This is a genomic window from Pantoea sp. GM01 (genome assembly GCF_000282675.1).
Taxonomy (GTDB): Bacteria; Pseudomonadota; Gammaproteobacteria; order Enterobacterales; family Enterobacteriaceae; genus Pantoea; species Pantoea nemavictus.
On the sequence record NZ_AKIU01000031.1, the window covers coordinates 1 to 25,329 of the forward strand.

24 protein-coding genes are annotated in these 25,329 nt (G+C 54.0%); 17 read left to right on the plus strand and 7 right to left on the minus strand.

The features are described from left to right. From PMI17_RS09275 to secA, 15 genes are all read left to right on the plus strand, one after another. A partial coding sequence (locus PMI17_RS09275) for a penicillin-binding transpeptidase domain-containing protein (protein ID WP_007888599.1) occupies positions 1 to 425 on the plus strand: 425 nt, incomplete at its 5' end. Then, positions 412 to 1,899 (plus strand): UDP-N-acetylmuramoyl-L-alanyl-D-glutamate--2,6-diaminopimelate ligase, encoded by a 1,488-nt coding sequence (murE, locus tag PMI17_RS09280; protein ID WP_007888606.1) that lies wholly within the window; start codon positions 412 to 414, stop codon positions 1,897 to 1,899. The genes PMI17_RS09275 and murE, both read left to right, overlap by 14 nt. Next, a complete protein-coding gene (murF, locus tag PMI17_RS09285) occupies positions 1,896 to 3,257 on the plus strand; it encodes a UDP-N-acetylmuramoyl-tripeptide--D-alanyl-D-alanine ligase (protein WP_007888608.1) in 1,362 nt (453 codons plus the stop codon). Before murE ends, murF begins: the two co-directional genes overlap by 4 nt. Further along, positions 3,251 to 4,333, plus strand: a complete 1,083-nt coding sequence (gene mraY / locus PMI17_RS09290; RefSeq protein ID WP_007888613.1) for a phospho-N-acetylmuramoyl-pentapeptide-transferase — start codon at positions 3,251 to 3,253, stop codon at positions 4,331 to 4,333. Before murF ends, mraY begins: the two co-directional genes overlap by 7 nt. A gap of 2 nt (positions 4,334 to 4,335) precedes the next feature. Then, positions 4,336 to 5,652 (plus strand): UDP-N-acetylmuramoyl-L-alanine--D-glutamate ligase, encoded by a 1,317-nt coding sequence (gene murD, locus PMI17_RS09295; protein ID WP_007888615.1) that lies wholly within the window; start codon positions 4,336 to 4,338, stop codon positions 5,650 to 5,652. Beyond that, positions 5,652 to 6,866 (plus strand): cell division protein FtsW, encoded by a 1,215-nt coding sequence (gene ftsW / locus PMI17_RS09300; protein WP_007888617.1) that lies wholly within the window; start codon positions 5,652 to 5,654, stop codon positions 6,864 to 6,866. Before murD ends, ftsW begins: the two co-directional genes overlap by 1 nt. Continuing rightward, positions 6,863 to 7,921: an undecaprenyldiphospho-muramoylpentapeptide beta-N-acetylglucosaminyltransferase gene (murG, locus tag PMI17_RS09305; RefSeq protein ID WP_007888619.1), complete on the plus strand. Its 1,059-nt coding sequence runs from the start codon at positions 6,863 to 6,865 to the stop codon at positions 7,919 to 7,921. The genes ftsW and murG overlap by 4 nt, the downstream gene beginning before the upstream one ends. 70 nt (positions 7,922 to 7,991) lie before the next feature. Next, positions 7,992 to 9,467, plus strand: coding sequence for a UDP-N-acetylmuramate--L-alanine ligase (gene murC / locus PMI17_RS09310; protein WP_007888621.1), 1,476 nt, complete (start codon positions 7,992 to 7,994; stop codon positions 9,465 to 9,467). Then, positions 9,460 to 10,380, plus strand: a complete 921-nt coding sequence (locus PMI17_RS09315; RefSeq protein ID WP_007888627.1) for a D-alanine--D-alanine ligase — start codon at positions 9,460 to 9,462, stop codon at positions 10,378 to 10,380. Before murC ends, PMI17_RS09315 begins: the two co-directional genes overlap by 8 nt. Position 10,381: 1 nt before the next feature. After that, entirely contained in the window at positions 10,382 to 11,221 is an 840-nt protein-coding gene (ftsQ, locus tag PMI17_RS09320) for a cell division protein FtsQ (RefSeq protein ID WP_007888630.1), read from the plus strand. Further along, positions 11,218 to 12,474 (plus strand): cell division protein FtsA, encoded by a 1,257-nt coding sequence (gene ftsA / locus PMI17_RS09325; RefSeq protein ID WP_007888634.1) that lies wholly within the window; start codon positions 11,218 to 11,220, stop codon positions 12,472 to 12,474. Before ftsQ ends, ftsA begins: the two co-directional genes overlap by 4 nt. Before the next feature lie 71 nt (positions 12,475 to 12,545). After that, entirely contained in the window at positions 12,546 to 13,700 is a 1,155-nt protein-coding gene (gene ftsZ / locus PMI17_RS09330) for a cell division protein FtsZ (RefSeq protein ID WP_007888638.1), read from the plus strand. Between the two features lie 101 nt (positions 13,701 to 13,801). Beyond that, positions 13,802 to 14,719 (plus strand): UDP-3-O-acyl-N-acetylglucosamine deacetylase, encoded by a 918-nt coding sequence (gene lpxC / locus PMI17_RS09335; RefSeq protein WP_007888639.1) that lies wholly within the window; start codon positions 13,802 to 13,804, stop codon positions 14,717 to 14,719. Between the two features lie 275 nt (positions 14,720 to 14,994). Then, entirely contained in the window at positions 14,995 to 15,495 is a 501-nt protein-coding gene (secM, locus tag PMI17_RS09340) for a secA translation cis-regulator SecM (protein ID WP_007888640.1), read from the plus strand. A 76-nt stretch (positions 15,496 to 15,571) separates the two neighbouring features. Further along, positions 15,572 to 18,277 carry a preprotein translocase subunit SecA gene (gene secA, locus PMI17_RS09345; RefSeq protein WP_007888642.1) on the plus strand — a complete coding sequence of 902 codons (2,706 nt, stop codon included), beginning with the start codon at positions 15,572 to 15,574 and terminating at the stop codon, positions 18,275 to 18,277. A gap of 41 nt (positions 18,278 to 18,318) precedes the next feature. On the opposite strand, the gene PMI17_RS09350 is transcribed toward secA, so the two are convergent. Next, positions 18,319 to 18,705 carry a hypothetical protein gene (locus PMI17_RS09350; protein ID WP_007888644.1) on the minus strand — a complete coding sequence of 129 codons (387 nt, stop codon included), beginning with the start codon at positions 18,703 to 18,705 and terminating at the stop codon, positions 18,319 to 18,321. Positions 18,706 to 18,891: 186 nt separating this feature from the next. Between PMI17_RS09350 and mutT the strand changes: the two genes are divergently transcribed. Next, positions 18,892 to 19,287 carry an 8-oxo-dGTP diphosphatase MutT gene (gene mutT / locus PMI17_RS09355; RefSeq protein WP_007888646.1) on the plus strand — a complete coding sequence of 132 codons (396 nt, stop codon included), beginning with the start codon at positions 18,892 to 18,894 and terminating at the stop codon, positions 19,285 to 19,287. Between the two features lie 31 nt (positions 19,288 to 19,318). Here mutT and yacG read toward each other — a convergent pair whose 3' ends face one another. From yacG to coaE, 3 genes are read right to left on the minus strand one after another with little or no spacing between them, the layout of a single operon-like run. Next, entirely contained in the window at positions 19,319 to 19,516 is a 198-nt protein-coding gene (yacG, locus tag PMI17_RS09360; RefSeq protein WP_007888648.1) for a DNA gyrase inhibitor YacG, read from the minus strand. A gap of 8 nt (positions 19,517 to 19,524) precedes the next feature. Further along, a complete protein-coding gene (gene zapD / locus PMI17_RS09365; protein WP_007888650.1) occupies positions 19,525 to 20,268 on the minus strand; it encodes a cell division protein ZapD in 744 nt (247 codons plus the stop codon). Between the two features lie 4 nt (positions 20,269 to 20,272). Then, positions 20,273 to 20,881, minus strand: coding sequence for a dephospho-CoA kinase (gene coaE, locus PMI17_RS09370; RefSeq protein WP_007888652.1), 609 nt, complete (start codon positions 20,879 to 20,881; stop codon positions 20,273 to 20,275). A gap of 218 nt (positions 20,882 to 21,099) precedes the next feature. Here coaE and PMI17_RS09375 point away from each other — a divergent pair, with 218 nt between their 5' ends. Beyond that, positions 21,100 to 22,140: a GMP reductase gene (locus PMI17_RS09375; protein WP_007888654.1), complete on the plus strand. Its 1,041-nt coding sequence runs from the start codon at positions 21,100 to 21,102 to the stop codon at positions 22,138 to 22,140. Positions 22,141 to 22,173: 33 nt separating this feature from the next. Here the strand turns inward: PMI17_RS09375 and hofC are convergent, their stop codons facing one another. From hofC to ppdD, 3 genes are read right to left on the minus strand one after another with little or no spacing between them, the layout of a single operon-like run. After that, positions 22,174 to 23,373: a protein transport protein HofC gene (hofC, locus tag PMI17_RS09380; protein WP_007888657.1), complete on the minus strand. Its 1,200-nt coding sequence runs from the start codon at positions 23,371 to 23,373 to the stop codon at positions 22,174 to 22,176. Further along, entirely contained in the window at positions 23,366 to 24,754 is a 1,389-nt protein-coding gene (gspE, locus tag PMI17_RS09385; RefSeq protein ID WP_007888663.1) for a type II secretion system protein GspE, read from the minus strand. Before gspE ends, hofC begins: the two co-directional genes overlap by 8 nt. Next, complete coding sequence (ppdD, locus tag PMI17_RS09390; protein WP_007888664.1) at positions 24,754 to 25,197, minus strand: prepilin peptidase-dependent pilin; 444 nt, start codon at positions 25,195 to 25,197, stop codon at positions 24,754 to 24,756. The genes gspE and ppdD overlap by 1 nt, the downstream gene beginning before the upstream one ends. Positions 25,198 to 25,329: the final 132 nt, after the last annotated feature.

The window sequence follows — 25,329 nt, forward strand, 5'->3', positions numbered from 1 at the left end:
AGTTTGCCCCGCCAGTGGCAGGTGAACGCGTTTTCCAGGAAGACCTGGTGAAAACGGTGATGCACATGATGGAGAGCGTTGCGTTGCCAGGCGGTGGTGGGGTTAAAGCCGCCATCAAGGGCTATCGCATTGCCATTAAAACCGGTACCGCCAAGAAAGTTGGACCGGACGGACGCTACGTCAACAAATACATTGCTTACACCGCTGGCGTTGCACCTGCCAGCCGTCCTCGTTTTGCGCTGGTGGTGGTGATCAACGATCCCCAGGCCGGTAAATATTATGGTGGTGCGGTTTCAGCACCGGTGTTTGGCGCCATCATGGGCGGCGTGTTGCGTACCATGAACATTGAACCTGATGCGCTGCCAACAGTTGATAAGAACGAGTTGGTTAAGAATAGAAGTGAGGAATCAAGTGACAGATCGTAACCTGCGCGACTTACTGGCCCCATGGGTGCCGGGTGCGCCGGCGCGTCCACTCCGTGACATGACACTGGACAGCCGCGCTGCGGCTGCTGGCGATCTGTTTATCGCCGTGGCGGGCCATCATGCTGATGGACGTCGTTTTATTCCACAGGCTATTGCACAAGGTGTGGCAGCGGTGATTGCCGAAGCCGAAGGTGAGGCCAGCGATGGTGATATCCGCGAGATGCACGGCGTCCCGGTTATCTATCTGGCGCAGTTGCAGCAGCGTCTCTCTGCACTGGCCGGACGCTTTTATCAGCAGCCTGCGAGCAAACTGAAGTTAATTGGTGTTACTGGCACCAACGGTAAAACCACCACCACGCAGTTGATGGCGCAGTGGGCCAATCTGTTGGGTGAAGCCGGCGCCGTGATGGGCACGGTAGGAAATGGCCTTTACGGTCAACTGGTGGCAACTGAAAACACTACCGGCTCTGCAGTGGATGTGCAGCATGTTCTGAATGATTTGGTCGAGCAGGGCGCAACCCTGACGGCGATGGAAGTGTCTTCACATGGGCTGGTGCAGCACCGCGTGGCAGCGTTGCCGTTTGCCGCGGCGGTATTTACCAACCTGAGCCGCGATCACCTCGATTATCACGGTGATATGCAGGGCTATGAATCCGCTAAATGGCTACTGTTCTCTGAGCATCAAATCGGTGCAGCCATCATCAACGCTGATGATGAGGTTGGCCGTCGCTGGCTGGCAAAATTGCCCGATGCTGTAGCGGTAACCATGGAAGACAACCTGCAATCAGGCTGCCATGGCCGCTGGCTCAAAGCCACGGCGGTGAATTATCACGACGGCGGCGCACATATTCAATTCAGCTCCAGTTGGGGCGACGGCGAGTTTGATAGCCGTTTGATGGGCGCGTTCAACGTTAGCAACCTACTACTGGCGCTGGCTACCTTGCTAACGCTGGATTATCCGCTTACTGCGCTGGTTGCCACCGCACCGCAATTATTACCGGTTTGTGGTCGTATGGAAGTGTTCACCGCGCCAGAAAAACCCACAGTCGTGGTTGATTACGCCCACACGCCTGATGCGCTGGAAAAAGCGCTGGAAGCGGCGCGTCTGCACTGTAAAGGCCAGCTGTGGTGCGTGTTTGGCTGCGGCGGCGATCGTGATAAAGGCAAACGTCCATTGATGGGCGCGATTGCTGAGCAATTCTCCGACATTGTGGTGATCACCGACGATAATCCGCGCAGCGAAGAGCCGATGTCGATTGTGAATGATATTCTCACCGGCCTGCTCGACCCGGGTCGTGCACGCGTCGTTTCAGGACGTGCGCAGGCGGTGACCAACGCCGTCATGCAAGCCAGTGTGGATGACATCGTGCTGGTGGCCGGTAAAGGCCACGAAGATTATCAAATCATTGGCAACCGCCGTCTGGATTACTCGGATCGCGACACCGTCGCCCGTTTGCTGGGGGTGGTCGCATGATTCCCGTTTCTCTGCAAACCCTCGCTGATATCAGCGGCGGCAAGCTGCACGGCGCTGATTTAACCGTTGCCGATGTCACAACCGATACGCGCAAAGTTACTGCCGGCAGCCTGTTTGTTGCGCTGGTAGGCGAACGTTTTGATGCTCATGATTTCGCCAGCGATGCCATTGCAAGCGGCGCTCAGGCTCTGCTGGTCAGTAAGCTATTGCCGATTTCTATCGCGCAGGTAGTGGTGGCCGATACGCGTATTGCCTTCGGACAACTCGCGGCATGGGTGCGCCAACAGGCGAAAGCGCGCGTGGTTGCCCTGACGGGATCGTCCGGTAAAACCTCGGTCAAAGAGATGACCGCCGCAATTTTGCGTCAGTGCGGGGAGACGCTCTATACCGCAGGTAACCTGAATAACGATTTCGGTGTACCGATGACGCTACTGCGTCTAACGAAAGAGCATGCCTACGCAGTGATTGAGCTGGGTGCCAACCATCAGGGCGAGATTGCCTACACCACCGCGCTGGTGCGTCCGGAAACCGCGCTGGTGAATAACCTTGCCGCCGCTCATCTGGAAGGTTTTGGTTCGCTAGCGGGTGTGGCGAAAGCCAAGGGCGAAATCTTTAACGGCTTGCCGGTGCACGGCACCGCTATCGTTAACGCCGACAGTAACGATCTGGCCAACTGGCAAACGCAGTTTGTGGATAAAACGTTGTGGCGCTTCTCGCCGCAGCCGATGGCCGATGCCGAATTCCGCGCCAGTGATATTGTGCTGCGCGCTGATGCCACGCTCTTTACCCTGCATACACCGCGTGGCGATATCGCGGTTGAGTTGCCGCTGCCGGGCCGTCATAACATCGCCAATGCGTTAGCAGCTGCCGCGCTGGCGCTGTCAGTGGATGCACCGCTGACTGCGATTCAAAATGGCCTTAAAACCTTACAGCCCGTTCCTGGTCGTCTGTTCCCGATTCGTCTCGCGGCCAATCAGTTGCTACTGGATGACAGCTATAACGCCAACGTGGGTTCGATGACCGCCGCTGCGCAGGTACTCGGCGATATGCCGGGCTTCCGCGTGATGGTGGTAGGCGATATGGCGGAGTTGGGCGATGAAGCTGAACTCTGCCATCGCCAGGTTGGCGATGCGGCAAAAGCGGCAGGCATCGATCGCGTGCTGAGCACCGGCTCATTAAGCCAGCTGATTGGTGAAAATAGCGGCAAAGGCGAGCATTTCGCCAGTAAAACCGCGCTGACTGAACGTTTACGCACATTGCTGTCCGAACATCAGGACATCACTATTTTGGTTAAAGGTTCACGTAGTGCCGCCATGGAGCAGGTAGTACAGAGCTTACAGGAGAAAGGAACATGCTAGTCTGGCTGGCCGAACATCTGGTCGCATTTTATTCCGGCTTTAACGTCTTCTCATATTTGACGTTCCGCGCCATTGTCAGCCTGCTGACCGCTCTGTTCATTTCTCTGTGGATGGGACCACGTCTGATTGCCTGGCTGCAGAAACTGCAGATTGGTCAGGTGGTGCGTAACGACGGCCCCGAGTCACACTTCAGCAAACGTGGCACGCCAACGATGGGCGGCGTGATGATCCTTACCTCCATCACCATTTCGGTGCTGATGTGGGCGTATCCCTCCAATCCATACGTTTGGTGTGTTCTGGTGGTGCTGGTTGGTTTTGGCATCATCGGCTTTGTAGATGACTATCGCAAAGTGGTGCGCAAAGACACTAAAGGTCTTATCGCGCGCTGGAAATACTTCTGGATGTCAGTGATTTCACTCGCTGTGGCCTTCGCGTTGTTTATCGCTGGCAAAGATACTCCAGCGACACAACTGGTGGTGCCGTTCTTTAAGGACGTTATGCCGCAGTTGGGCTTGTTCTATGTGGTTTTGGCCTACTTCGTGATTGTCGGTACCGGTAACGCCGTTAACTTAACAGATGGCCTTGATGGCCTGGCAATTATGCCAACCGTGTTCGTGGCGGCGGGCTTTGCGCTGGTGGCGTGGGCAACCGGTAACGTCAAATTCGCTGAGTATCTGCACATTCCTTATTTACGGCACGCCGGTGAACTGGTGATTGTCTGTACCGCGATTGTCGGAGCGGGGCTCGGATTTTTGTGGTTCAACACCTATCCAGCACAAGTGTTCATGGGCGATGTCGGTTCATTAGCGCTGGGCGGCGCGCTTGGGACTATTGCAGTGCTGCTGCGCCAGGAGTTCCTGCTGTTGATTATGGGCGGCGTGTTTGTTGTAGAAACCCTGTCGGTAATTCTGCAGGTGGGATCGTTCAAGCTGCGCGGTCAACGCATTTTCCGCATGGCACCGATTCATCATCACTATGAATTGAAAGGCTGGCCGGAGCCGCGCGTCATCGTGCGCTTCTGGATTATTTCGCTGATGCTGGTGCTGATTGGCCTGGCAACGCTGAAGGTACGTTAATCATGGCTGACTATCGGGGCAGAAACGTCGTCATCATCGGATTAGGCATTACTGGCCTGTCCTGTGTTGATTTCTTCCTTGCGCAAGGCGTTACGCCACGCGTGATGGATACCCGTGTCTCGCCGCCGGGACTGGACAAGCTGCCAGCCTCGGTTGAGCGCTATGTTGGCGGTATCAACAGCGATTGGCTGCTGGCGTCGGATCTGATTATTGCAAGCCCGGGTATCGCACTGGCACATCCTGCCTTAAGCGAGGCTGCTGATGCTGGCATTGAGATCATTGGCGATATCGAGTTGTTTTGTCGCGAAGCGCAGGCCCCGATTGTGGCGATTACTGGTTCAAACGGCAAAAGCACCGTGACGACGCTGGTGGGCGAAATGGCCCGCGCAGCAGGTTGGCAGGTGGGCGTTGGCGGCAACATTGGTTTGCCGGCGCTGACGCTACTGAAATCGCCAGCGCAGCTCTATGTGCTGGAGTTGTCCAGCTTCCAGCTCGAAACTACCCACAGCTTAAAAGCCGCGGCTGCGACGATCCTCAATCTTACCGAAGATCATATGGATCGCTATCCGTTGGGCATGCAGCAATATCGCGCGGCTAAGCTGCGCATTTACGAAAATGCCAGCGTCTGCGTAGTGAATGCTGACGATGGCATGACGATGCCGGTGCGCGGTGTTGATCAGCGCTGCGTGAGCTTCGGTATCAACCTTGGCGATTATCATCTCAATCAGCAGCAGGGCAGCACCTGGCTGCGGGCGAAGGGCGAGAAAGTCCTGAATACCGATGAGATGACGTTGGTGGGGCAACATAATTACACCAACGCGCTGGCAGCACTGGCATTGGCTGACGCGGTGAACATTCCGCGCGCCTCCAGCCTGAAAGCCTTAACCACGTTCACCGGCCTGGCGCACCGCTTCCAGCTGGTGCATGAAGCCAATGGCGTGCGCTGGATTAACGATTCAAAAGCCACCAACGTCGGCAGCACTGAAGCGGCGCTGAATGGGCTGCAGGTAAAAGGAACGTTATGGCTGCTGCTCGGCGGCGACGGTAAGTCGGCTGATTTCAGCCCGCTGGCGCGCTATCTGCAGGGTGACAAGGTGAAGCTGTTCTGCTTTGGTCGCGATGGCGATGCCTTAGCGGCGCTGCGCCCGGAGATTGCCACGCGCACCGACACTATGCAGCAGGCGATGACGCAAATTGCTGCACAGGTGACAGCCGGCGATATGGTGCTGCTGTCACCTGCCTGCGCCAGCCTCGATCAATTCCGCAATTTTGAGCAGCGTGGCGATCAGTTCGCGCAGCTGGCGAAGGAGTTGAGTTGATGCGCATTCCTGGAGCCGGTATCGCCAACTATCTGTCACTGCGCCTACGCGATTGGGTGATGGGCGCACGCGACAATGATGATGCGCCGGTGGTGCTGTACGATCGCACGCTGCTATGGCTGACCTTTGGTCTGGCGCTGATCGGTTTCGTGATGGTGACCTCGGCATCCATGCCGGTGGGTCAACGTTTGAACGAAGATCCATTCTATTTTGCCAAGCGTGATGCGTTTTATATCGCACTGGCGTTTGGTATGGCGCTAGTGACATTGCGCATCCCGATGGATTTCTGGCAGCGCTACAGCAACGTAATGCTGATGGTTTCGGTCGTGATGCTGCTGATCGTATTAGTGGTGGGTAGCTCGGTAAATGGTGCGTCGCGCTGGATTGCCCTTGGCCCGCTGCGTATTCAGCCAGCTGAGCTCTCAAAATTAACGCTGTTCTGCTATCTCGCCAGCTATCTGGTGCGCAAAGTGGAAGAGGTGCGTAACAACTTCTGGGGCTTCTGTAAGCCGATGGGTGTGATGGTGGTGCTGGCGGTATTGCTGCTGGCCCAGCCCGACCTCGGCACCGTGGTGGTGCTGTTTGTTACCACACTGGCGATGCTGTTTCTCGCCGGTGCGAAAATGTGGCAGTTCCTGGCGATCATTGGCTCCGGCATTTTTGCTGTGGTGCTGCTGATCATCGCCGAACCTTACCGTATGCGCCGCGTTACTTCCTTCTGGAATCCATGGGAAGATCCCTTTGGTAGCGGCTATCAGCTCACGCAGTCATTGATGGCGTTTGGACGCGGCGAGTTCTGGGGCCAGGGCTTAGGCAACTCGGTGCAGAAACTGGAATATCTGCCGGAAGCACATACTGACTTTATCTTCTCCATCATCGGCGAAGAGTTGGGTTATGTCGGTGTGGTTTTGGCGCTGTTGATGGTATTCTTCGTCGCTTTTCGCGCGATGTCGATTGGTCGCCGTGCTCTGGAGATCGATCAGCGCTTCTCAGGCTTCCTCGCTTGCTCAATTGGCGTGTGGTTTAGCTTCCAGGCGCTGGTTAATGTCGGTGCGGCCGCGGGTATGCTGCCGACCAAAGGTCTGACACTGCCGCTGATCAGTTACGGTGGTTCGAGTCTGATCATCATGTCGACCGCCATCGTGTTTTTATTGCGCATAGATTATGAAACGCGTCTGGCAAAAGCGCAGGCGTTTACCCGAGGTGCTCGATGAGTGGCAAACGGCTGATGGTCATGGCAGGCGGTACTGGTGGACACGTGTTCCCCGGTCTGGCCGTTGCCCATCACCTGATGGAACAAGGCTGGCAGGTTCGCTGGCTGGGAACCGCTGACCGAATGGAAGCGGATTTGGTGCCGAAACACGGCATTGAGATTGATTTTATCCGCATTAGCGGTTTGCGCGGTAAAGGTGTGAAAGCGCAGTTACTGGCACCGGTACGCATCTTTAATGCGTGGCGCCAGGCGCGTCGCATCATGAAAAACTGGCAGCCGGATGTGGTGCTGGGCATGGGCGGTTATGTTTCAGGTCCCGGTGGTTTAGCGGCATGGAGCTGCGGGATTCCGGTGGTACTGCATGAGCAGAACGGCATTGCCGGACTCACCAACAAGTGGCTGGCAAAAATCGCCACCAAAGTGATGCAGGCATTTCCGGGCGCATTCCCTAACGCTGAAGTGGTGGGAAATCCGGTGCGTACCGATGTGTTAGCTCTGCCGTTACCCGCAGTGCGACTAAGCGGACGCTTTGGCCCGATTCGCGTGCTGGTAGTGGGTGGCAGTCAGGGCGCTCGCATCCTCAATCAGACTGTGCCACAAGTGGCTGCTGAGTTGGGCGAAGCGATTACGGTTTGGCACCAAACCGGTAAAGGCGGACTGGAAATCGTGCAGCAGGCTTATCGTGCAGCCGGCCAGCCGCAACATAAAGTCACCGAATTTATCGATGACATGGCAGAAGCCTACGCGTGGGCGGATGTGGTTGTCTGTCGCTCCGGTGCATTGACGGTCAGTGAAGTCGCTGCCGCAGGTTTACCGGCGATCTTCGTGCCGTTCCAGCATAAAGATCGTCAGCAGTACTGGAATGCGTTGCCGCTGGAAAAAGCGGGCGCAGCCAAAATTTTCGAGCAGCCGCAATTTACAGCGGCTGTAGTAGCGGACACGCTGCGTCACTGGGATCGCACCACATTATTGGCGATGGCAGAGAAAGCCCGTCAGGTGGCGATTCCCGATGCAACCGAGCGGGTTGCAAATGAAGTGGCACGTGTCGCGAAGTAAATTAATCGGCCAGTTGATTTGGCCCGTACCTTCAGCAGGTACAAACGGGAAAAACAGGTAATTGAAACAGATGAATACACAACAATTGGCAAAACTGCGTTCTATTGTGCCCGAGATGCGTCGCGTCCGGCACATTCACTTTGTCGGCATCGGTGGTGCTGGCATGGGCGGTATTGCCGAGGTGTTGGCGAACGAAGGTTATCACATCAGCGGTTCTGATCTGGCGCCGAACCCGGTGACACAGCATTTGGCCGCGCTGGGCGCGACGATTTACTTCAACCATCGTCCGGAAAACGTCACCGATGCGAGCGTAGTCGTGGTGTCCACGGCCGTGGCGCAGGATAACCCTGAACTGGTGGCCGCGCGCGAGCAGCGCATTCCCGTGATTCGTCGCGCGGAGATGCTGGCCGAACTGATGCGCTTCCGTCACGGCATTGCCGTGGCCGGCACGCACGGTAAAACCACCACTACCGCAATGGTGACCAGCATTTATGCGGAGGGCGGACTGGATCCAACTTTCGTCAACGGCGGCTTAGTGAAAGCTGCGGGAACCCATGCGCGCCTTGGCAGCAGCCGTTACCTGATTGCGGAAGCGGACGAAAGTGACGCGTCCTTCCTGCATCTGCAACCGATGGTGGCGATTGTTACCAACATCGAAGCCGACCATATGGACACTTATCAAGGCGATTTCGAGAACCTGAAGCAGACCTTCATTAACTTCCTGCACAACCTGCCATTCTACGGACGTGCGGTGATGTGTGTTGATGACGCGGTGATTCGTGATCTGATTCCGCGTGTAGGCCGCCAGGTTACCACATACGGCTTCAGCGAAGACGCCGATGTACGTATCGAGAATTACGAACAGCGTGGCGCGCAAGGTCATTTCACTCTGATTCGCCATGATAAACCGGTGCTGAAAGTGACGCTGAATGCGCCCGGTCGGCATAACGCATTAAACGCGGCGGCGGCTGTGGCCGTAGCCAGCGAAGAAGGGATTGAAGACAACGCGATTCTGGCCGCACTGGAGAGCTTCCAGGGAACCGGGCGCCGCTTTGACGTACTGGGCGAGTTTGATACCGCCGCCGTCAATGGCAATCCGGGCAGCGCGATGTTGGTCGATGATTATGGGCACCATCCAACCGAAGTTGATGTCACCATCAAAGCGGCACGTGCGGGCTGGCCTGACAAAAAGCTGGTTATGGTGTTCCAGCCGCATCGCTACACGCGTACGCGTGACCTGTTTGATGATTTCGCCAATGTGCTGTCGCAGGTTGATGTGCTGCTGATGCTGGATGTTTATCCAGCCGGTGAAGCCGCCATTCCGGGCGCTGACAGTCGCTCGCTGTGCCGCGCGATTCGTAATCGTGGCAAGGTTGATCCCATTTTGGTCTCTGAGCATGACGCTTTACCGGATGCTTTGGCGCCATTGCTGTCGGGCGACGATCTGGTGATCGTTCAGGGCGCAGGTAACATCGGCAAGATTGCACGTAAGCTGGCCGATAGCCAACTGCAGCCGGCGGTTAAGACGGAGGCGCGTCATGACTGAGAAGGTCGCAGTATTGATGGGCGGTACCTCGGCAGAGCGTGAAGTGTCGCTGATGTCAGGTGCGGCCGTGCTGGCCGGGCTGCGTGAAATGGGCATTGATGCACATGCTGTTGATACGCGTGATGTGTCGGTGCTGGATTTGAAACAGCAAGGTTTTGCTAAGGCGTTTATCGCGCTGCACGGTCGCGGTGGCGAAGATGGCACGTTACAAGCGGTGCTAGAGTTCCTGCAACTGCCCTATACCGGCAGCGGCGTGATGGCTTCTGCCATCACCATGGACAAACTGCGCAGTAAATTGCTGTGGCAGGGCAGGGGATTGCCGTCAGGCAAATTCGTCTGGCTCACGCGTCAGCAGCATCAGCAAGGTTTGGATGCGGATACCGTTGCCGCCATACAAGCATTGGGTTTACCGCTGTTTGTTAAGCCAAGCTGCGAAGGTTCCAGCGTTGGCATCAGCCGCGTAAACCATGCGGATGCGCTACCTGCGGCGTTAGAAGAAGCATTTCGTCATGATGACGACGTATTGATTGAAGCTTTTTTAAGCGGCGCAGAGTACACCGTAGGCATAGTGGGTGAACAAATTCTGCCTTCTATCAGAATTAAAACCGCCAGCGAGTTCTATGACTATGAAGCTAAATACATTTCTGACGATACTGAATACTTCTGTCCGAGCGGTTTAAGTGCTGAGCGAGAAGCAGAATTGCAGAAATTGGTATGGGCAGCCTGGCGCGCGCTGGGTTGCAGCGGCTGGGGCCGCGTTGACGTGATGGCCGATGGTGAGGGTAATTTCCAGCTGCTGGAAGTGAATACCTCGCCAGGCATGACAAGCCACAGTTTGGTGCCAATGGGCGCTAAGCAGGCGGGATACAGCTTCCCTCAATTGGTAGCGCGTATTCTGGAGCTGGCTGACTGATATGTCTCAGGCGGCGATACGAGTACGCAATCGCGAACCTCAGGAGCGTCTACGCTCCGGGCGTAGCAACGGTGCACGACTGTTCGGCATCGTGTTCCTGCTGATTGTGCTGGGCATCATGGTGGCGGGCGGCCTTGTGGTGCTGAAGTGGATGAATGACGCCTCGCGCTTACCCTTATCAAAGCTGGTGGTAACGGGGCAAACCCACTACACCACGCATGATGATATTCGCCAGGCCATTTTATCGCTCGGTGCACCGGGGACATTCATGTCGCAGAACGTGGATATCATCCAGCAGCAGATTGAGCGTTTACCCTGGATTAAGCAGGTCAGTGTGCGGAAGCAGTGGCCTGATGAGCTGAAGATAAACCTGGTGGAGTATGTTCCGGTCGCACGTTGGAACGATTCACACATGGTCGATGCCGATGGCGTCTCCTTCAGCGTCCCGGCCAGCCACGTTGGCAAAGAAACCTTGCCAATGCTGTATGGCCCGGAAGGCAGTGAAAATGAGGTGTTAGCCGGCTATCACACCATGAGTGATGTGTTGAAGGCTAACAAGTTTACCCTGAAGGTCGCGTCGATGACGGCGCGGCGCTCGTGGCAGTTGGTGACCAGTGACGATGTGCGCATTGAGTTGGGACGCAGCGATACCATGAAGCGTCTGAACCGTTTTATAGAGCTTTATCCGGATCTGCAGCAGCAGGGTCAGAGTCAGAATCAGCGCATCACCTATGTCGATATGCGATATGACTCCGGCGCCGCAGTTGGTTGGGCAGCAGCACCGATTGAGCCACAGGACAGTAATCAGCAACAAAACCAGGCACAGGCTAAACCACAATGATCAAGGCAACGGACAGAAAACTGGTAGTAGGACTCGAAATTGGCACCGCGAAGGTGTCCGCCCTGGTTGGGGAAATTCTGCCCGATGGTATGGTCAATATTATTGGGGTGGGCAGTTGCCCGTCTCGCGGCATGGATAAAGGCGGCGTAAACGATCTTGAGTCGGTGGTGAAATGCGTACAGCGAGCCATCGATCAGGCTGAACTGATGGCGGATTGCCAGATTTCATCGGTCTACCTTGCTTTATCGGGCAAACATATCAGTTGCCAGAACGAAATCGGGATGGTTCCGATTTCGGAAGAGGAAGTGACTCAGGATGATGTAGAGAACGTGGTGCATACGGCGAAATCCGTTCGCGTACGTGATGAACATCGTATTCTGCATGTCATTCCGCAGGAATATGCCATCGATTACCAGGAAGGCATCAAGAATCCGGTGGGACTTTCCGGCGTGCGTATGCAGGCGAAAGTACATTTGATCACCTGCCACAACGATATGGCAAAAAATATTGTCAAAGCCGTTGAACGTTGCGGCCTGAAAGTTGACCAACTGATTTTTGCCGGACTGGCCTCCAGTTTCTCAGTATTAACTGAAGACGAACGTGAGCTGGGAGTCTGTGTTGTTGATATCGGTGGCGGTACAATGGATATCGCTGTCTATACTGGCGGTGCACTGCGTCATACCAAAGTGATCCCGTATGCTGGGAACGTGGTAACCAGTGATATTGCCTACGCTTTTGGCACGCCGCCAACTGACGCGGAAGCGATTAAAGTGCGTCACGGTTGTGCATTGGGCTCGATTGTCGGCAAAGACGAAAACGTCGAGGTGCCGAGCGTGGGTGGTCGTCCACCACGTAGCCTGCAGCGTCAAACGCTGGCGGAAGTGATTGAGCCGCGTTACACCGAACTGCTGAATCTGGTCAATGATGAGATTCTGCAACTACAGGAGCAGCTGCGCCAGCAGGGTGTAAAACATCATCTGGCAGCGGGTATCGTGCTGACCGGTGGTGCGGCGCAGATTGAAGGTTTGGCCGCCTGCGCACAGCGCGTGTTTCACACGCAAGTGCGCATTGGACAGCCGCTTAACATCACCGGCCTGACGGATTATGCGCAGGAGCCGTATTACTCTACGGCGGTTGGCCTGCTGCATTACGGCAAAGAGTCACACATGAACGGTGATGCAGAAACGGAAAAACGTGCTTCGGTGGGCAATTGGTTTAAGCGAATCAACAGCTGGCTGAAGAAAGAGTTTTAATTTTTGAAAAAGGAGATCATGCTGGCAATGTTTATGATCTCCAGGCGACAGGCACATAACGGAGAGAAATCATGTTTGAACCTATGGAATTAACCAATGACGCGGTGATTAAAGTCATCGGCGTCGGCGGTGGCGGCGGCAACGCCGTAGAGCACATGGTACGCGAGCGTATCGAAGGTGTAGAATTCTTCGCTGTAAACACCGACGCGCAAGCGTTGCGTAAGACAGCGGTCGGCCAGACGATCCAGATCGGGACCAATATCACTAAAGGTCTCGGTGCAGGTGCGAACCCAGAAGTGGGCCGTAACTCTGCGGAAGAGGATCGCGAAGCACTGCGTGCTGCGCTGGATGGTGCAGACATGGTGTTCATCGCCGCAGGCATGGGTGGCGGTACCGGTACTGGTGCAGCGCCAGTTGTGGCTGAAGTAGCAAAAGATTTGGGTATCCTGACCGTTGCGGTGGTGACTAAGCCATTCAACTTCGAAGGCAAAAAGCGTATGGCTTTTGCTGAGCAGGGTATCGCCGAACTTTCTAAGCACGTCGATTCATTAATCACTATTCCTAACGACAAATTGCTGAAAGTTCTTGGCCGTGGCATCTCTCTGCTGGATGCGTTTGGTGCAGCCAACGACGTGTTGAAAGGCGCAGTGCAGGGTATCGCTGAGCTGATCACGCGTCCTGGACTGATGAACGTCGACTTTGCGGACGTACGTACCGTGATGTCAGAAATGGGTTACGCCATGATGGGTTCCGGTGTGGCATGCGGTGAAGACCGTGCGGAAGAAGCGGCAGAAATGGCTATCTCCAGTCCACTGCTGGAAGATATCGACCTTTCTGGCGCGCGCGGCGTGTTGGTCAACATCACTGCCGGCTTCGACCTGCGTCTGGACGAGTTTGAAACCGTGGGTAACACTATCCGCGCCTTCGCGTCTGACAACGCTACCGTAGTAATCGGTACATCTCTGGATCCAGAGATGAACGACGAACTGCGCGTAACCGTAGTTGCCACCGGTATTGGCATGGATAAGCGTCCAGAAATCACGTTAGTGACCAACAAACCGGCTACTCAACCTGTGATGGATCATCGCTACCAGCAGCATGGCATGGCGCCACTGCCGCAGGAGCAGAAGCCTGCAGCTAAAGTGGTGAATGAGCAACCAGCATCATCCAGCAAAGAACCCGACTACCTTGATATTCCAGCCTTCCTGCGTAAACAGGCAGACTAAGAATATCCCGATAATTGGGATTCTCCGCTCTTTGTGCTAAAGTATTCCCCCGCTGGTAATTTATACTGGCGGTCGGAAGGGTAATATTGCGAGATAAAGCGATGATCAAACAAAGGACATTAAAACGTATTGTTCAGGCGACTGGTGTCGGTTTACATACCGGCAAGAAAGTCACGCTGACCTTACGCCCTGCGTCGGCTAATACCGGGGTCATCTATCGTCGCACTGACTTGAATCCACCGGTTGATTTCCCGGCTGATGCAAAATATGTGCGCGACACCATGCTGAGTACTTGCCTGGTGAATGATGAAGGCGTGCGTATTTCAACAGTTGAACACCTGAATGCCGCATTGGCGGGTTTGGGCATCGACAACATTATTGTTGAAGTTGATGCACCGGAAATCCCGATTATGGATGGCAGTGCCGCGCCTTTTGTCTATCTGCTGATGGATGCTGGCATCGAAGAGCTGAACAGTGCGAAGAAATTCGTGCGCGTTAAGCAAACGGTGCGTGTTGAAGATGGTGATAAGTGGGCCGAGATTAAGCCGTATAACGGTTTTTCACTCGACTTTACCATCGACTTCAAGCACCCGGCGATTGACTCAAGCTCGCAGCGTTATCAGCTCAACTTCTCGGCTGAGAACTTTGTACGTCAAATCAGCCGTGCGCGCACTTTTGGCTTTATGCGTGAAATCGAATATCTGCAGTCTAAAGGCCTGTGCCTGGGCGGTAGTTTAGATTGTGCGATTGGCCTCGATGATTTCCGCGTATTAAACGAAGACGGTCTGCGCTTTGAAGACGAGTTTGTTCGTCATAAAATGCTCGACGCGATCGGTGACTTGTTCATGTGCGGTCACAATGTTATTGGCGCATTTACCGCCTTTAAATCTGGCCATGCATTGAACAATAAGTTGCTGCAAGCGGTTCTGGCGAAGCAGGAAGCCTGGGAATGGGCGACCTTTGAAGACGAAGCTGAACTGCCACTGGCATTCAAAGCACCTAATTTAGTTCTGGCTTAAGTCAGACATAAAACGGCAGGTTTCTCTGACACCCTCTCCGGTCAGTTGAACCTGCCGTTTTTTCATTGCCTCGCATCTAACCCTGCCAAACCGATCTCAATTCACTGTCGTGACTGGTGAAACGCTATACAAAAAAACGTGAATTCCGCCGTGGGCCCTTTAATCACTGGTGTCGAAGCCGCACATAAGTGCTATCATCTGGCGCTCATATAAGCTGGTTAACGCAGTTTTAGTCGACAGCTTTATTACTTTATTCAATGCATTGTGGACGGGTTGTGATCGGGATTTTCTCACGCTGGCGACAATTGGGCAGACGCTATTTCTGGCCTCATCTCCTTTTGGGGATGGTGGCGGCCAGTTTGGGCTTGCCTGCCTGTGCGCAAAGCTCTGAGCCCACGGCGAATGATTCGCCGATCAGCAGCCTATTTGTTGGCAATGTTGTTCAGTTCGATCATCTCATTCGTTTGCAGGAAAGCGCTCGTCGACCGAATTTTAACGTCGATTATTGGCATCAGCATGCAATTCGTACGGTAATACGCCACCTTTCCTTTAGCATGACGCCACCCGCTCAGGCTGAGGCCGACCAAGCATTACCGCTGGCGGCGCAAAAGCTGGCGTTGATTGGTTCGCTTCAGGCGCTTCTAACCTCTCCCGCACAGCCACTTACTGTCGTTGAGCCGCAGCAAAACCTGCGTCACAGCGAGCCGCAAATCCACTCTTCTGCTGATTGGCAGGCTGCTATTCACGGCATCCGCGCCGGACCTTTCGAAGCTTAACTGCTAACCTTTTTTCCGCATCCTGTTTTAGATTTTGCAGTCCGTGAGATCACGGCTGAATTGAGAAAAATTTATCATGTTAATCAAATTGTTAACTAAAGTATTTGGCAGCAGCAACGATCGTACTCTGCGCCGTATGCGTAAAGTGGTAGACATCATCAACAAGATGGAGCCAGATTTCGTGAAGCTCTCCGATGATGAGCTGAAAGCGAAAACTGACCTGTTCCGTGAGCGCCTGAAAAAAGGCGAGAGCCTTGAAAGTCTGATTCCAGAAGCTTTTGCCACCGTACGCGAAGCGAGTAAGCGCGTATTTGGCATGCGCCACTTTGATGTGCAGCTGATCGGCGGCATGGTGCTGAACGAACGCTGCATCGCGGAGATGCGCACCGGTGAAGGTAAAACCCTGACCGCAACTTTGCCTGCTTACCTGAATGCGCTGAGCGGCAAAGGCGTGCACGTGGTGACCGTCAACGACTATCTGGCGCAACGTGACGCCGAAAATAACCGCGCACTGTTTGAGTTTCTTGGCCTGACCATTGGTATTAACCTGCCAAATATGCCAGCCGTGGCAAAGCGTGAAGCTTATGCAGCCGATATCACCTACGGCACCAACAACGAATACGGCTTCGACTACCTTCGCGACAACATGGCATTCAGCCCGGAAGAGCGTGTGCAGCGTAAACTGCATTATGCGTTGGTGGATGAAGTCGACTCCATCCTGATCGATGAAGCACGTACGCCATTGATCATCTCTGGTCCTGCTGAAGACAGTTCTGAGCTATACACCAAAGTTAACAAGATCATCCCGCACCTGGTCCGCCAGGAGAAAGAAGATTCTGAGACTTTCCAGGGCGAAGGCGATTTTTGGGTCGATGAGAAAGCACGTCAGGCGCACATGAGCGAGCGTGGCCTGGTGAAAGTTGAAGAGCTGCTGGTTAGCCAAAACATTATGGAAGAGGGCGAGTCACTCTACTCACCAACCAACATTATGTTGATGCACCATGTTACGGCGGCACTGCGTGCTCATGCACTTTTCACCCGTGATGTAGATTACATCGTAAAAGATGGTGAAGTGGTCATCGTCGATGAACATACAGGTCGTACCATGCAAGGTCGTCGCTGGTCTGATGGCCTGCATCAGGCCGTTGAAGCGAAAGAAGGCGTGGAAATCCAGAATGAAAACCAGACGCTGGCTTCTATCACCTTCCAGAACTACTTCCGTATCTACGAAAAACTGGCCGGTATGACCGGTACGGCAGATACCGAAGCATTCGAATTTAGCTCTATCTATAAACTCGACACTATCGTGGTGCCAACTAACCGTCCGATGGTGCGTAAAGATATGGCCGATCTGGTCTACATGACCGAGAAAGAGAAGATCGATGCCATTATCGAAGACATTCGCGCCTGTACCGCAAAGGGTCAGCCGGTGTTGGTGGGTACGATTTCGATTGAGAAATCCGAAGTGGTCTCCAATGAGCTGACGCGCGCAGGCATTAAACACAGCGTGCTGAATGCCAAATTCCACGCCAGTGAAGCGGATATCGTGGCACAAGCGGGCCAGCCAGCTGCGGTAACTATCGCAACGAACATGGCCGGTCGCGGTACCGATATCGTGCTGGGCGGTAGCTGGCAGGCTGAGCTTGCCGCGATGGACGAGCCGACTGAAGTGCAAATTGAGGCGATGAAAGCCGCCTGGAAACTGCGTCATGATGCAGTGCTGGCGGCGGGTGGCCTGCACATCATTGGTACTGAGCGTCACGAATCACGTCGTATCGATAATCAGCTGCGTGGTCGTGCTGGTCGTCAGGGTGATGCCGGTTCTTCACGCTTCTACCTGTCGATGGAAGATGCCTTGATGCGTATTTTCGCTTCGGATCGCGTATCAAACATGATGCGTAAACTGGGTATGAAGCCAGGCGAAGCGATTGAGCATCCATGGGTGACCAAAGCAATTGCCAATGCTCAACGCAAAGTGGAAAGTCGCAACTTCGATATTCGTAAACAGCTGCTGGAATACGATGACGTTGCTAACGATCAGCGTCGCGCCATCTACAGCCAGCGTAACGAACTGCTGGATGTGTCTGATGTATCTGAAACCATCAACAGCATCCGTGAAGATGTCTATAAAACCACCATCGATACTTACATTCCACCGCAGTCGCTGGAAGAGATGTGGGATGTCGCGGGCCTGGAAGAACGTCTGCGTAACGACTTCGATCTGAACCTGCCAATTGCTGAGTGGTTGGATAAAGAGCCTGATCTGCATGAAGAGACGCTGCGCGAACGCATCATGAGCCATGCTGCTGAAAACTATGCTGCCAAAGAAGAAGTGGTTGGTGCAGAGATGATGCGGAACTTTGAAAAAGGCGTGATGCTGCAAACGCTGGATTCGCTATGGAAAGAGCATCTGGCGGCGATGGACTATCTGCGTCAGGGGATCCACTTGCGCGGTTACGCACAGAAAGATCCGAAGCAGGAATATAAGCGTGAATCCTTCTCTATGTTTGCGGCAATGCTGGAGTCACTGAAGTACGAAGTGATCAGTACCCTGAGCAAAGTCCAGGTACGCATGCCAGAAGAAGTTGAAGCGATGGAGCAGCAGCGTCGTGAAGAAGCGGAGCGCTTAGCACAGCAGCAACAGCTGAGCCATGTTGATGATGCAACCGCAGCAGCCGAAGCCTTAGCAGCACAAGGTGGCGAAAGGAAAGTGGGCCGTAATGACCTTTGCCCATGCGGCTCAGGCAAAAAATATAAACAGTGCCACGGTCGTCTGGCCTGATAAAAAAGGAGCCTTCGGGCTCCTTTTTTTTTGCTTAAGCCTTAGCGCGTAATTGCCATTAGCTTCTCTTCGTTGAGTCGTACGCCGTGATAAGGCAGCGTGACCAACAAACCATCCGGCAAGCCAAATCGTTTGAATAATGCCCGGCTTTGAAACAGCAATTGATGGTAATTATTATCGCTGATGCCTGGATAGCTCTCATTCCACACTGTCGCGATGATCTGACGTTTTGAGGTAATCCGCAGCAACAGGCAGGAGAAGAAGCGTTTTTGCGCTTCGTTAAGTGGCATGATTTTATGTTCAGGCCACCAGGTTAGGGTGTTCTGAGCACTGTCTAAGGTGAGAAGGTCGTGAAATACCAGATGGCGTAGAGTATGTAATTGTTCCGGCGTGTTTTGTTCCAGAAACGTTGTTTCTTTGAATTCCATAGGTAATCGGGTTTGGCAGAAGAAAGTGGCTGCGAGTATTCCCAACATCCCCGGTTGCGATCATTACGACATGTCTTAATCAATGGCTTTTGTGCGGCACATGGCGTCACATCCATCTCAGTGGTTAACATCACGCAACGTCTGATTTACACTCAGCGCTCATTTATTAAAAGCGGAATCCAGCTTATGAAACACCTGCAGGTTGCGGTGGGCATCATTCGCAATACAGATCGTCAAATTTTTCTAGCCCAGCGGGCGGCAAGCTCCTATATGGCTAATAAATGGGAGTTTCCAGGCGGGAAGATTGAACAAGACGAAACCGCCGAGCAGGCGCTGAAACGTGAGTTGATGGAAGAAACCGGGATAGACGTTACTTCAGCTAAGGCAATTGGACTGGCCGATCATAGCTATGAAGACCTGCGCGTTACGCTGCATTTCTTCCTGGTGGAAGGCTGGAACGGTGCGCCTTATGGCCGTGAAGGACAGCCACAACGCTGGGTTGAACAGCAGGATTTGGTTGCGGATGAATTTCCTCCGGCAAACCATGAGCTGATAGGTCGTCTAGTGGCCGGCGAGATTTAAGTTAAGGGGCTGCTGGCCCCTTACTTTTTTGTTACTGCTGCTCTTCGCTCCAGTCATCGCTGTCTGTCAGGTCACCGTTGCTGGGAATGCGTTTTTCTTCTGCTGCCCATTCACCTAAATCAATCAGCTGGCAACGTTTACTGCAGAATGGCCGCCACGGGCTCAACTCATCCCAGATCACATCTCTACGACAATTGGGACAAGGTACGGTAATAATCTCTTCCGGCATAACTTCCTCTAACAACAAGCTAATTCAAAATTCAGTCGGGCTGGCACCTCACCCCGTTCGCTGTCTAACGGCAGAAAACGAATGGCATAGCGACTTTTGTGGCCCGAGACTTGCGGATACAGCGCATCTTCCAGCATTAACTGCAGGCGCAGCAAATCGGATCCTTCGGCATTGTCCTGATAAAAACCATTGAGGCTAGTTTGATGACGGAATACGCCGGACTGACGCACTAAATCGAGAATCATCGTCAAACTATTACGCAGCGGATTCAGCGATTCTAACCAGCTATTGACCTGCACATCACGCACCGATTGGTCCTGATGCAGCCAGATGTGCAGACTTGGTAAATCAAAACTACAGCAGCCGCCGGGAATACTCAGGCGCTGACGTACCAGCGCAATCAGGCGATCTTCACGTAGCTGTTGGCCCATCCGCGGCGCAGCCATCAATTCGCTAGAGTATTGTTTCAATTGCTGGCGCAGATTGCTAACGCGCAGTTCGTCAACGCCAGGCACATCCAGCCAGGCGCGTAACTTCTGCTGCTGCCGCTCCAGCTCTTTTAGCAATTCGGTGCGCATATCTCCGCGCTCAAAAATATCCAGGAGATCGCTAAGAATGCGAAAAACGCCGAGAGCCGAGACCGAACCACTTACTGGCACAGTTTCATGCAGCTGATCAATCAGATACTCAACGCGCAACCAGGTACGCATCTTCTCGTTCAAAGGGTGTTCGAATAGAACAACTGTACTCATGATGTTAATCCTTTCCGGTTGCTGCCAGACTTAGATAGTGCTGGTGAAGAGCAGCAACGCGCGGTAGCACCTGTTCAGGCGTACCGCTGTTATCAATGATGTCATCCGCACAGGCTAATCGCTGCTCACGACTGGCCTGCGCGGCAAGAATACTTTTCGCCTGACTCAGTGAAATGCCATCGCGCTGTTGAGTGCGTTGCAATTGCGTTGCGGTATCCACATCTACCACCAGCACACGATCGGCCTGCTGCTGTAATCCATTTTCGACTAACAGCGGCACCACCCAAAGCACATAAGGTGAAGTGGCCAGTAACTTTAATTGTTGTGTGCGGGCGTTAATGAGTGGATGGAGCAACTGATTGAGCCAGTTTTTTTCTTGCGGTTGCTGGAAAATAATTTCACGAAGTCGCGCACGATAGAGCGTGCCTTCAGCCGTCAGAATGGATTCTCCATGTCGTTGAGCAATCGCCTTTAAGGCGGTCGTGCCGGGTTCAACGACTTCTCTGGCAATGGCGTCAGCGTCAATAATATCAACGCCTAGCGCTGCGAAAGCATTAGCAATAGTGGTTTTACCACTGCCAATGCCACCGGTGAGCGCAACGGTATAAGGCATAGCGTTCTCGCAAAATTTATATCGTGAGCGGTGAGTTACCACAGCAAGATGAGAGCATGATCACAATCATTTTTCTCAGCTAAATTTAAGGGATTGTAGCCTAAATAAAGTGAAATTCGCAGTCTTGTCGCGCAAGGAATGGCGCGTATGATAACGACACTGGAGCCGTGAGCGCTACCCGAACCGCGGTTCGTCTTCACTAACCAGGACAATCAGCTATGCGCATTGAAGAAGATTTAAAACTGGGCTTTAAAGATGTTTTAATCCGCCCAAAACGCTCCACCTTGAAAAGCCGTTCCGAGGTTGAACTGGAACGCACCTTCACGTTTAAACACTCAGGCTTAAACTGGAGCGGCATACCCATTATTGCCGCTAATATGGATACCGTCGGCACGTTTACTATGGCTGAAGCGCTGGCCAGTTTTAACCTACTGACCGCGGTGCATAAACACTATAGCGTAGAAGACTGGCAGGCATTTGTGCAGCGCGTCCCGGCGACGGTGCTGAGTTATGTGATGGTTTCCTCAGGCACATCTGAATCAGACTTCACTAAGTTATCCGCGATTCTGGCGTTATCACCGCAACTTAATTTCATCTGTATCGACGTGGCTAACGGCTACTCCGAGCACTTTGTTCAGTTCTTGCTGCGGGTGCGTGAAAGCTTCCCAGGTAAAACCATCTGTGCGGGCAATGTCGTCACCGGTGAAATGGTGGAAGAGCTAATTTTGTCGGGCGCCGATATCGTCAAAGTAGGGATTGGCCCTGGCTCGGTGTGTACCACGCGAGTGAAGACCGGCGTGGGCTATCCTCAGCTCTCTGCGGTTATTGAGTGTGCTGATGCGGCACACGGTCTGGGTGGACAAATCGTCAGTGATGGCGGCTGTTCGGTTCCGGGCGATATTGCCAAAGCTTTCGGTGGTGGTGCAGATTTCACCATGCTCGGTGGCATGCTTGCGGCGCATGACGAGTGCGAGGGCACCATCGTTGAAGATCAGGGTGAGAAGTTTATGTTGTTCTACGGCATGAGCTCCGAATCGGCGATGAAGCGTCACGTAGGCGGCGTGGCGCAATACCGTGCAGCTGAAGGTAAAACCGTACGCTTGCCATTGCGTGGTCCCGTTGAAGATACGGTGAAAGATATCCTCGGTGGCTTGCGTTCAGCCTGCACCTACGTGGGCGCGGAGCGTTTGAAAGAACTGACTAAGCGCACCACCTTTATCCGCGTAGCAGAACAAGAAAACCGCGTGTTTACTCGCTGATCGAAGATAACGGGCGCGCACAGCGCGTGCCCGTTAACGAATCGCATCACCCAGGCCAAATACCGGCAGATACATCGCTATCACTAACGTCCCAACAATCCCGCCAATCACCACCATCATCATCGGTTCCAGCGACGCAGCCAGAGCATCAGCCCGCGCCAGCGTTTGGGCCTCATGCCACTCCGCCAGACGCGCCAGCATCACATCGAGCGCACCTGCCTCTTCGCCAACTCTGACCAACTGGGCACAAAGCGGTGTAAACAGCAGATGCTGTTGTAACGCCTGATGCAGAGGTGCACCCGCGGCGATATGCTGTTGCAATTGAACAATGGCATCACGCCACAGACGCGATACTAGCGTAACCTCTACCGCCTGCAGGCTCTGTAACAGCGTTAAACCAGATTGCTGAGTAAGTTGCAGGATGGCGTAAATCTGGCTGAGCTGCCCACCGCGCCACAGCGGTGATAGCAACGGCATGCGTAACAGCCATTGCTGTGTACGCTTTTGCCAGGGCACTGAGCGTCGATAAGTTTGCTGCGCAGTTGCCAGCACCGCGGCGCATACCAGCGACAGCGGTAGTGCGGCTTTCTGCAAAAGTTCTGACAGAGACATCACCGCAGCGGTAAAAGCGGGCAACGGAGCATCAAAACTGGCATACACGGAGACAAATTCCGGCAACACGAACAGCAGCATGCCGGCACTGACTGCGAGCGCCACCAGCAAGATAAACAAGGGATAACGCAGCGCCTTCACAACTTTTTGCCGTAAATATTGCTGCTTGCTTTGCTGCTGCGCCAGCTGGCGACAGCATTCGTCGAGTTGGCCCGTTAATTCGCCAACCTGCATCAGCGCGGGAAACAGCGGTGGAAAGATTTGCGGCCACTCCTGCAGCGCCTGTGAAAAGGGTTCACCGGCAATGACGCGGCGCTGCAATCCTTTCAGTAATACCCGCCAACCGGCATGCGGATGACCTTCCGCCAGCAGTATCAGGCTTTCGGCCAGCGGCAAACCGGCTTTAAGTAGCGTCGCTAATTGCCTAACCAGATCGATCTTCTGCTGCCACTTCCAATCGCGTGAGCGCCAGCATTTACCACGCTGCCAACTCACCGGCAGCATGCCTCGATCGGAAAGTTGATTGAGTAGGGCTTCCTGGCTGATGTTGAGCGACTCACCTTCCTCCAATACGCCCATGGTATCAAGCGCATGCCAGCGAAAATGATAGAGATTAGCCATCGCCAAGTCCCACCACGCGCTGCATCTCTTCAAAAGAGGTATCGCCGCGACTCACCGCTTCCAGCCCCGCAGCCAGCAATGTTTTCAATCCTTGCTCATTGGCTATGGCCAGCAAATGCTCTAGCGGCATATCTGCCGAGATAGCATTTTGCAATTTGCTGGTTATCGGCAGAATCTCAAACAGCGCCAGACGGCCGTAATAACCAGAGAAGCAGTGATCGCAACCGGGCGCTCGCCAGGTTTGTAGGGTGCCAGGCCAGAGGTCGGCAGGCAGATGGGCGATAGCTTGCCCTGGCTGACGGCAATGCACGCACAGGCGCCTGACCAAGCGTTGCGCGACCACCAGTTGCAGAGCAGGCCCCAGCAGATAGCCCGGAATATCCATCTGGCGCAGACGCGTCAACGTTTCAGCGGTTGAGTTAGTATGCAAAGTGGAGAGGACCAGATGGCCGGTTTGTGCCGCCTTAACGGCAATGCTTGCTGTCTCGGCATCACGAATTTCACCCACCATAATGACATCAGGATCCTGGCGCAGCAGTGCACGCAGCACACGATTAAAATCAAGCCCGCTGCGCGGCTGGATCTGCGTTTGATTAATGCCATCGAGCGGAATTTCCACCGGATCTTCCACGCTACATACGTTCTTTTCCGGCACGTTTAGCGCGCTTAAGCCGCTGTAGAGCGTGAAGGTTTTTCCGCTTCCGGTGGGGCCGGTGACCAGAATCAAACCCTGAGGCTTTGCCAGCGCATTTTTTAACAGGCGTAACTGTGCTGCGGGCATCCCCAGTTTATCGAGCGTGATGGCGCTATTTTCACTTTGCAGCAAACGCACCACGGCCTTTTCGCCCTGACTGATGGGTAATGTCGAAAGGCGAAACGCTGCCAGTTTGTCGTCTATTTCCAGCGTAAACTGCCCATCTTGCGGTAAACGTCGTTCCGCAATATCTAATCCGCCGAGAATCTTTAAGCGTGCCAGTAGCGCAGCAGGCTGCGCCTCGGAGGATTGAGGAAGTTTATGCAGCACGCCATCTATGCGCAGACGCACGCGCAGCCCATGTCGCTGCGGTTCGAAATGGACATCCGATGCGCGACGCTGGATGGCCTGGCGCAAGATTTGATCCACCGCGTTAATCGCTGACTCTGCGCTGGCGTGTTCACGTGGCGTGCTAGCGGCTTCAGGTTCGTGGAGCAATTGTTCGAGTCGTGCCGCAGGCCAGCATTCGACGTCGACCTTGCACTGGCTGGCGAACTGCAATGCTTCCAGTAGCAGCGGGTCGGGCGTCTCTGCTACCGCCACGCGCAGCTGCGTGGCGTCATGTTGCAAAATTACCGCCTGATAACGTGCGCACAAGGCTTGTAACGCGGCATTTGGATTGTCCATTAATTGGCATCCTTGTCATCAAAGCGGAACTGCTCAAGACAGCTATCGCGCAGGCTACTGTTATCACTGGTACAACTACGCTGCCAGCTCATGGTGCCATCCGTTGCGTTCCAAATTGGCAGCATTTCGACCGCTAATCCGCTAAGGCTCTCTTGTCCGGTCAGATTGATCGTACCGTTGACCACGCTCAGCGTTGCCACATAGCGCGAACCTTTCGCCGCAGGAATGCCGCGCTGTCCCGCCTGACACTGCGCTGGACCGCCACGTTCAATCGAACAGAGTTCCACTGCCGTTTTATACGGCACCATGGTTTGCAGCATGTCGGTTAGCGCCGCGCGTTGCAGATAATTTTGGTAGGCCGGTAAACCGATGGCGCTGAGAATGGCGACGATGCCAATCACAATCATCAATTCGATGAGGGTAAAACCGCGTTGTCTTTCCATAATGATGCTCCTTGTTGTGGAGCCGCTACGGTAGAAAAGGGCGAGTAAAAGCGGAAGCCAGGCATGCGCGAGTCTGGAAAGCATCGCGCAGAGAATCGTCAGGATTACAGATGAGCTAGCAGAAATTTGGAA

Excerpts from the sequence above, each read along its gene's own strand:
- murF (WP_007888608.1), top strand. The coding sequence starts at position 1,896 with ATGATTCCCGTTTCTCTGCAAACCCTCGCTGATATCAGCGGCGGCAAG.
- mraY (WP_007888613.1), top strand. The coding sequence starts at position 3,251 with ATGCTAGTCTGGCTGGCCGAACATCTGGTCGCATTTTATTCCGGCTTT.
- murD (WP_007888615.1), top strand. The coding sequence starts at position 4,336 with ATGGCTGACTATCGGGGCAGAAACGTCGTCATCATCGGATTAGGCATT.
- ftsW (WP_007888617.1), top strand. The coding sequence starts at position 5,652 with ATGCGCATTCCTGGAGCCGGTATCGCCAACTATCTGTCACTGCGCCTA.
- murG (WP_007888619.1), top strand. The coding sequence starts at position 6,863 with ATGAGTGGCAAACGGCTGATGGTCATGGCAGGCGGTACTGGTGGACAC.
- murC (WP_007888621.1), top strand. The coding sequence starts at position 7,992 with ATGAATACACAACAATTGGCAAAACTGCGTTCTATTGTGCCCGAGATG.
- PMI17_RS09315 (WP_007888627.1), top strand. The coding sequence starts at position 9,460 with ATGACTGAGAAGGTCGCAGTATTGATGGGCGGTACCTCGGCAGAGCGT.
- ftsQ (WP_007888630.1), top strand. The coding sequence starts at position 10,382 with ATGTCTCAGGCGGCGATACGAGTACGCAATCGCGAACCTCAGGAGCGT.
- ftsA (WP_007888634.1), top strand. The coding sequence starts at position 11,218 with ATGATCAAGGCAACGGACAGAAAACTGGTAGTAGGACTCGAAATTGGC.
- ftsZ (WP_007888638.1), top strand. The coding sequence starts at position 12,546 with ATGTTTGAACCTATGGAATTAACCAATGACGCGGTGATTAAAGTCATC.
- lpxC (WP_007888639.1), top strand. The coding sequence starts at position 13,802 with ATGATCAAACAAAGGACATTAAAACGTATTGTTCAGGCGACTGGTGTC.
- secA (WP_007888642.1), top strand. The coding sequence starts at position 15,572 with ATGTTAATCAAATTGTTAACTAAAGTATTTGGCAGCAGCAACGATCGT.
- PMI17_RS09350 (WP_007888644.1), bottom strand. The coding sequence starts at position 18,705 with ATGGAATTCAAAGAAACAACGTTTCTGGAACAAAACACGCCGGAACAA.
- mutT (WP_007888646.1), top strand. The coding sequence starts at position 18,892 with ATGAAACACCTGCAGGTTGCGGTGGGCATCATTCGCAATACAGATCGT.
- yacG (WP_007888648.1), bottom strand. The coding sequence starts at position 19,516 with ATGCCGGAAGAGATTATTACCGTACCTTGTCCCAATTGTCGTAGAGAT.
- zapD (WP_007888650.1), bottom strand. The coding sequence starts at position 20,268 with ATGAGTACAGTTGTTCTATTCGAACACCCTTTGAACGAGAAGATGCGT.
- coaE (WP_007888652.1), bottom strand. The coding sequence starts at position 20,881 with ATGCCTTATACCGTTGCGCTCACCGGTGGCATTGGCAGTGGTAAAACC.
- PMI17_RS09375 (WP_007888654.1), top strand. The coding sequence starts at position 21,100 with ATGCGCATTGAAGAAGATTTAAAACTGGGCTTTAAAGATGTTTTAATC.
- hofC (WP_007888657.1), bottom strand. The coding sequence starts at position 23,373 with ATGGCTAATCTCTATCATTTTCGCTGGCATGCGCTTGATACCATGGGC.
- gspE (WP_007888663.1), bottom strand. The coding sequence starts at position 24,754 with ATGGACAATCCAAATGCCGCGTTACAAGCCTTGTGCGCACGTTATCAG.
- ppdD (WP_007888664.1), bottom strand. The coding sequence starts at position 25,197 with ATGGAAAGACAACGCGGTTTTACCCTCATCGAATTGATGATTGTGATT.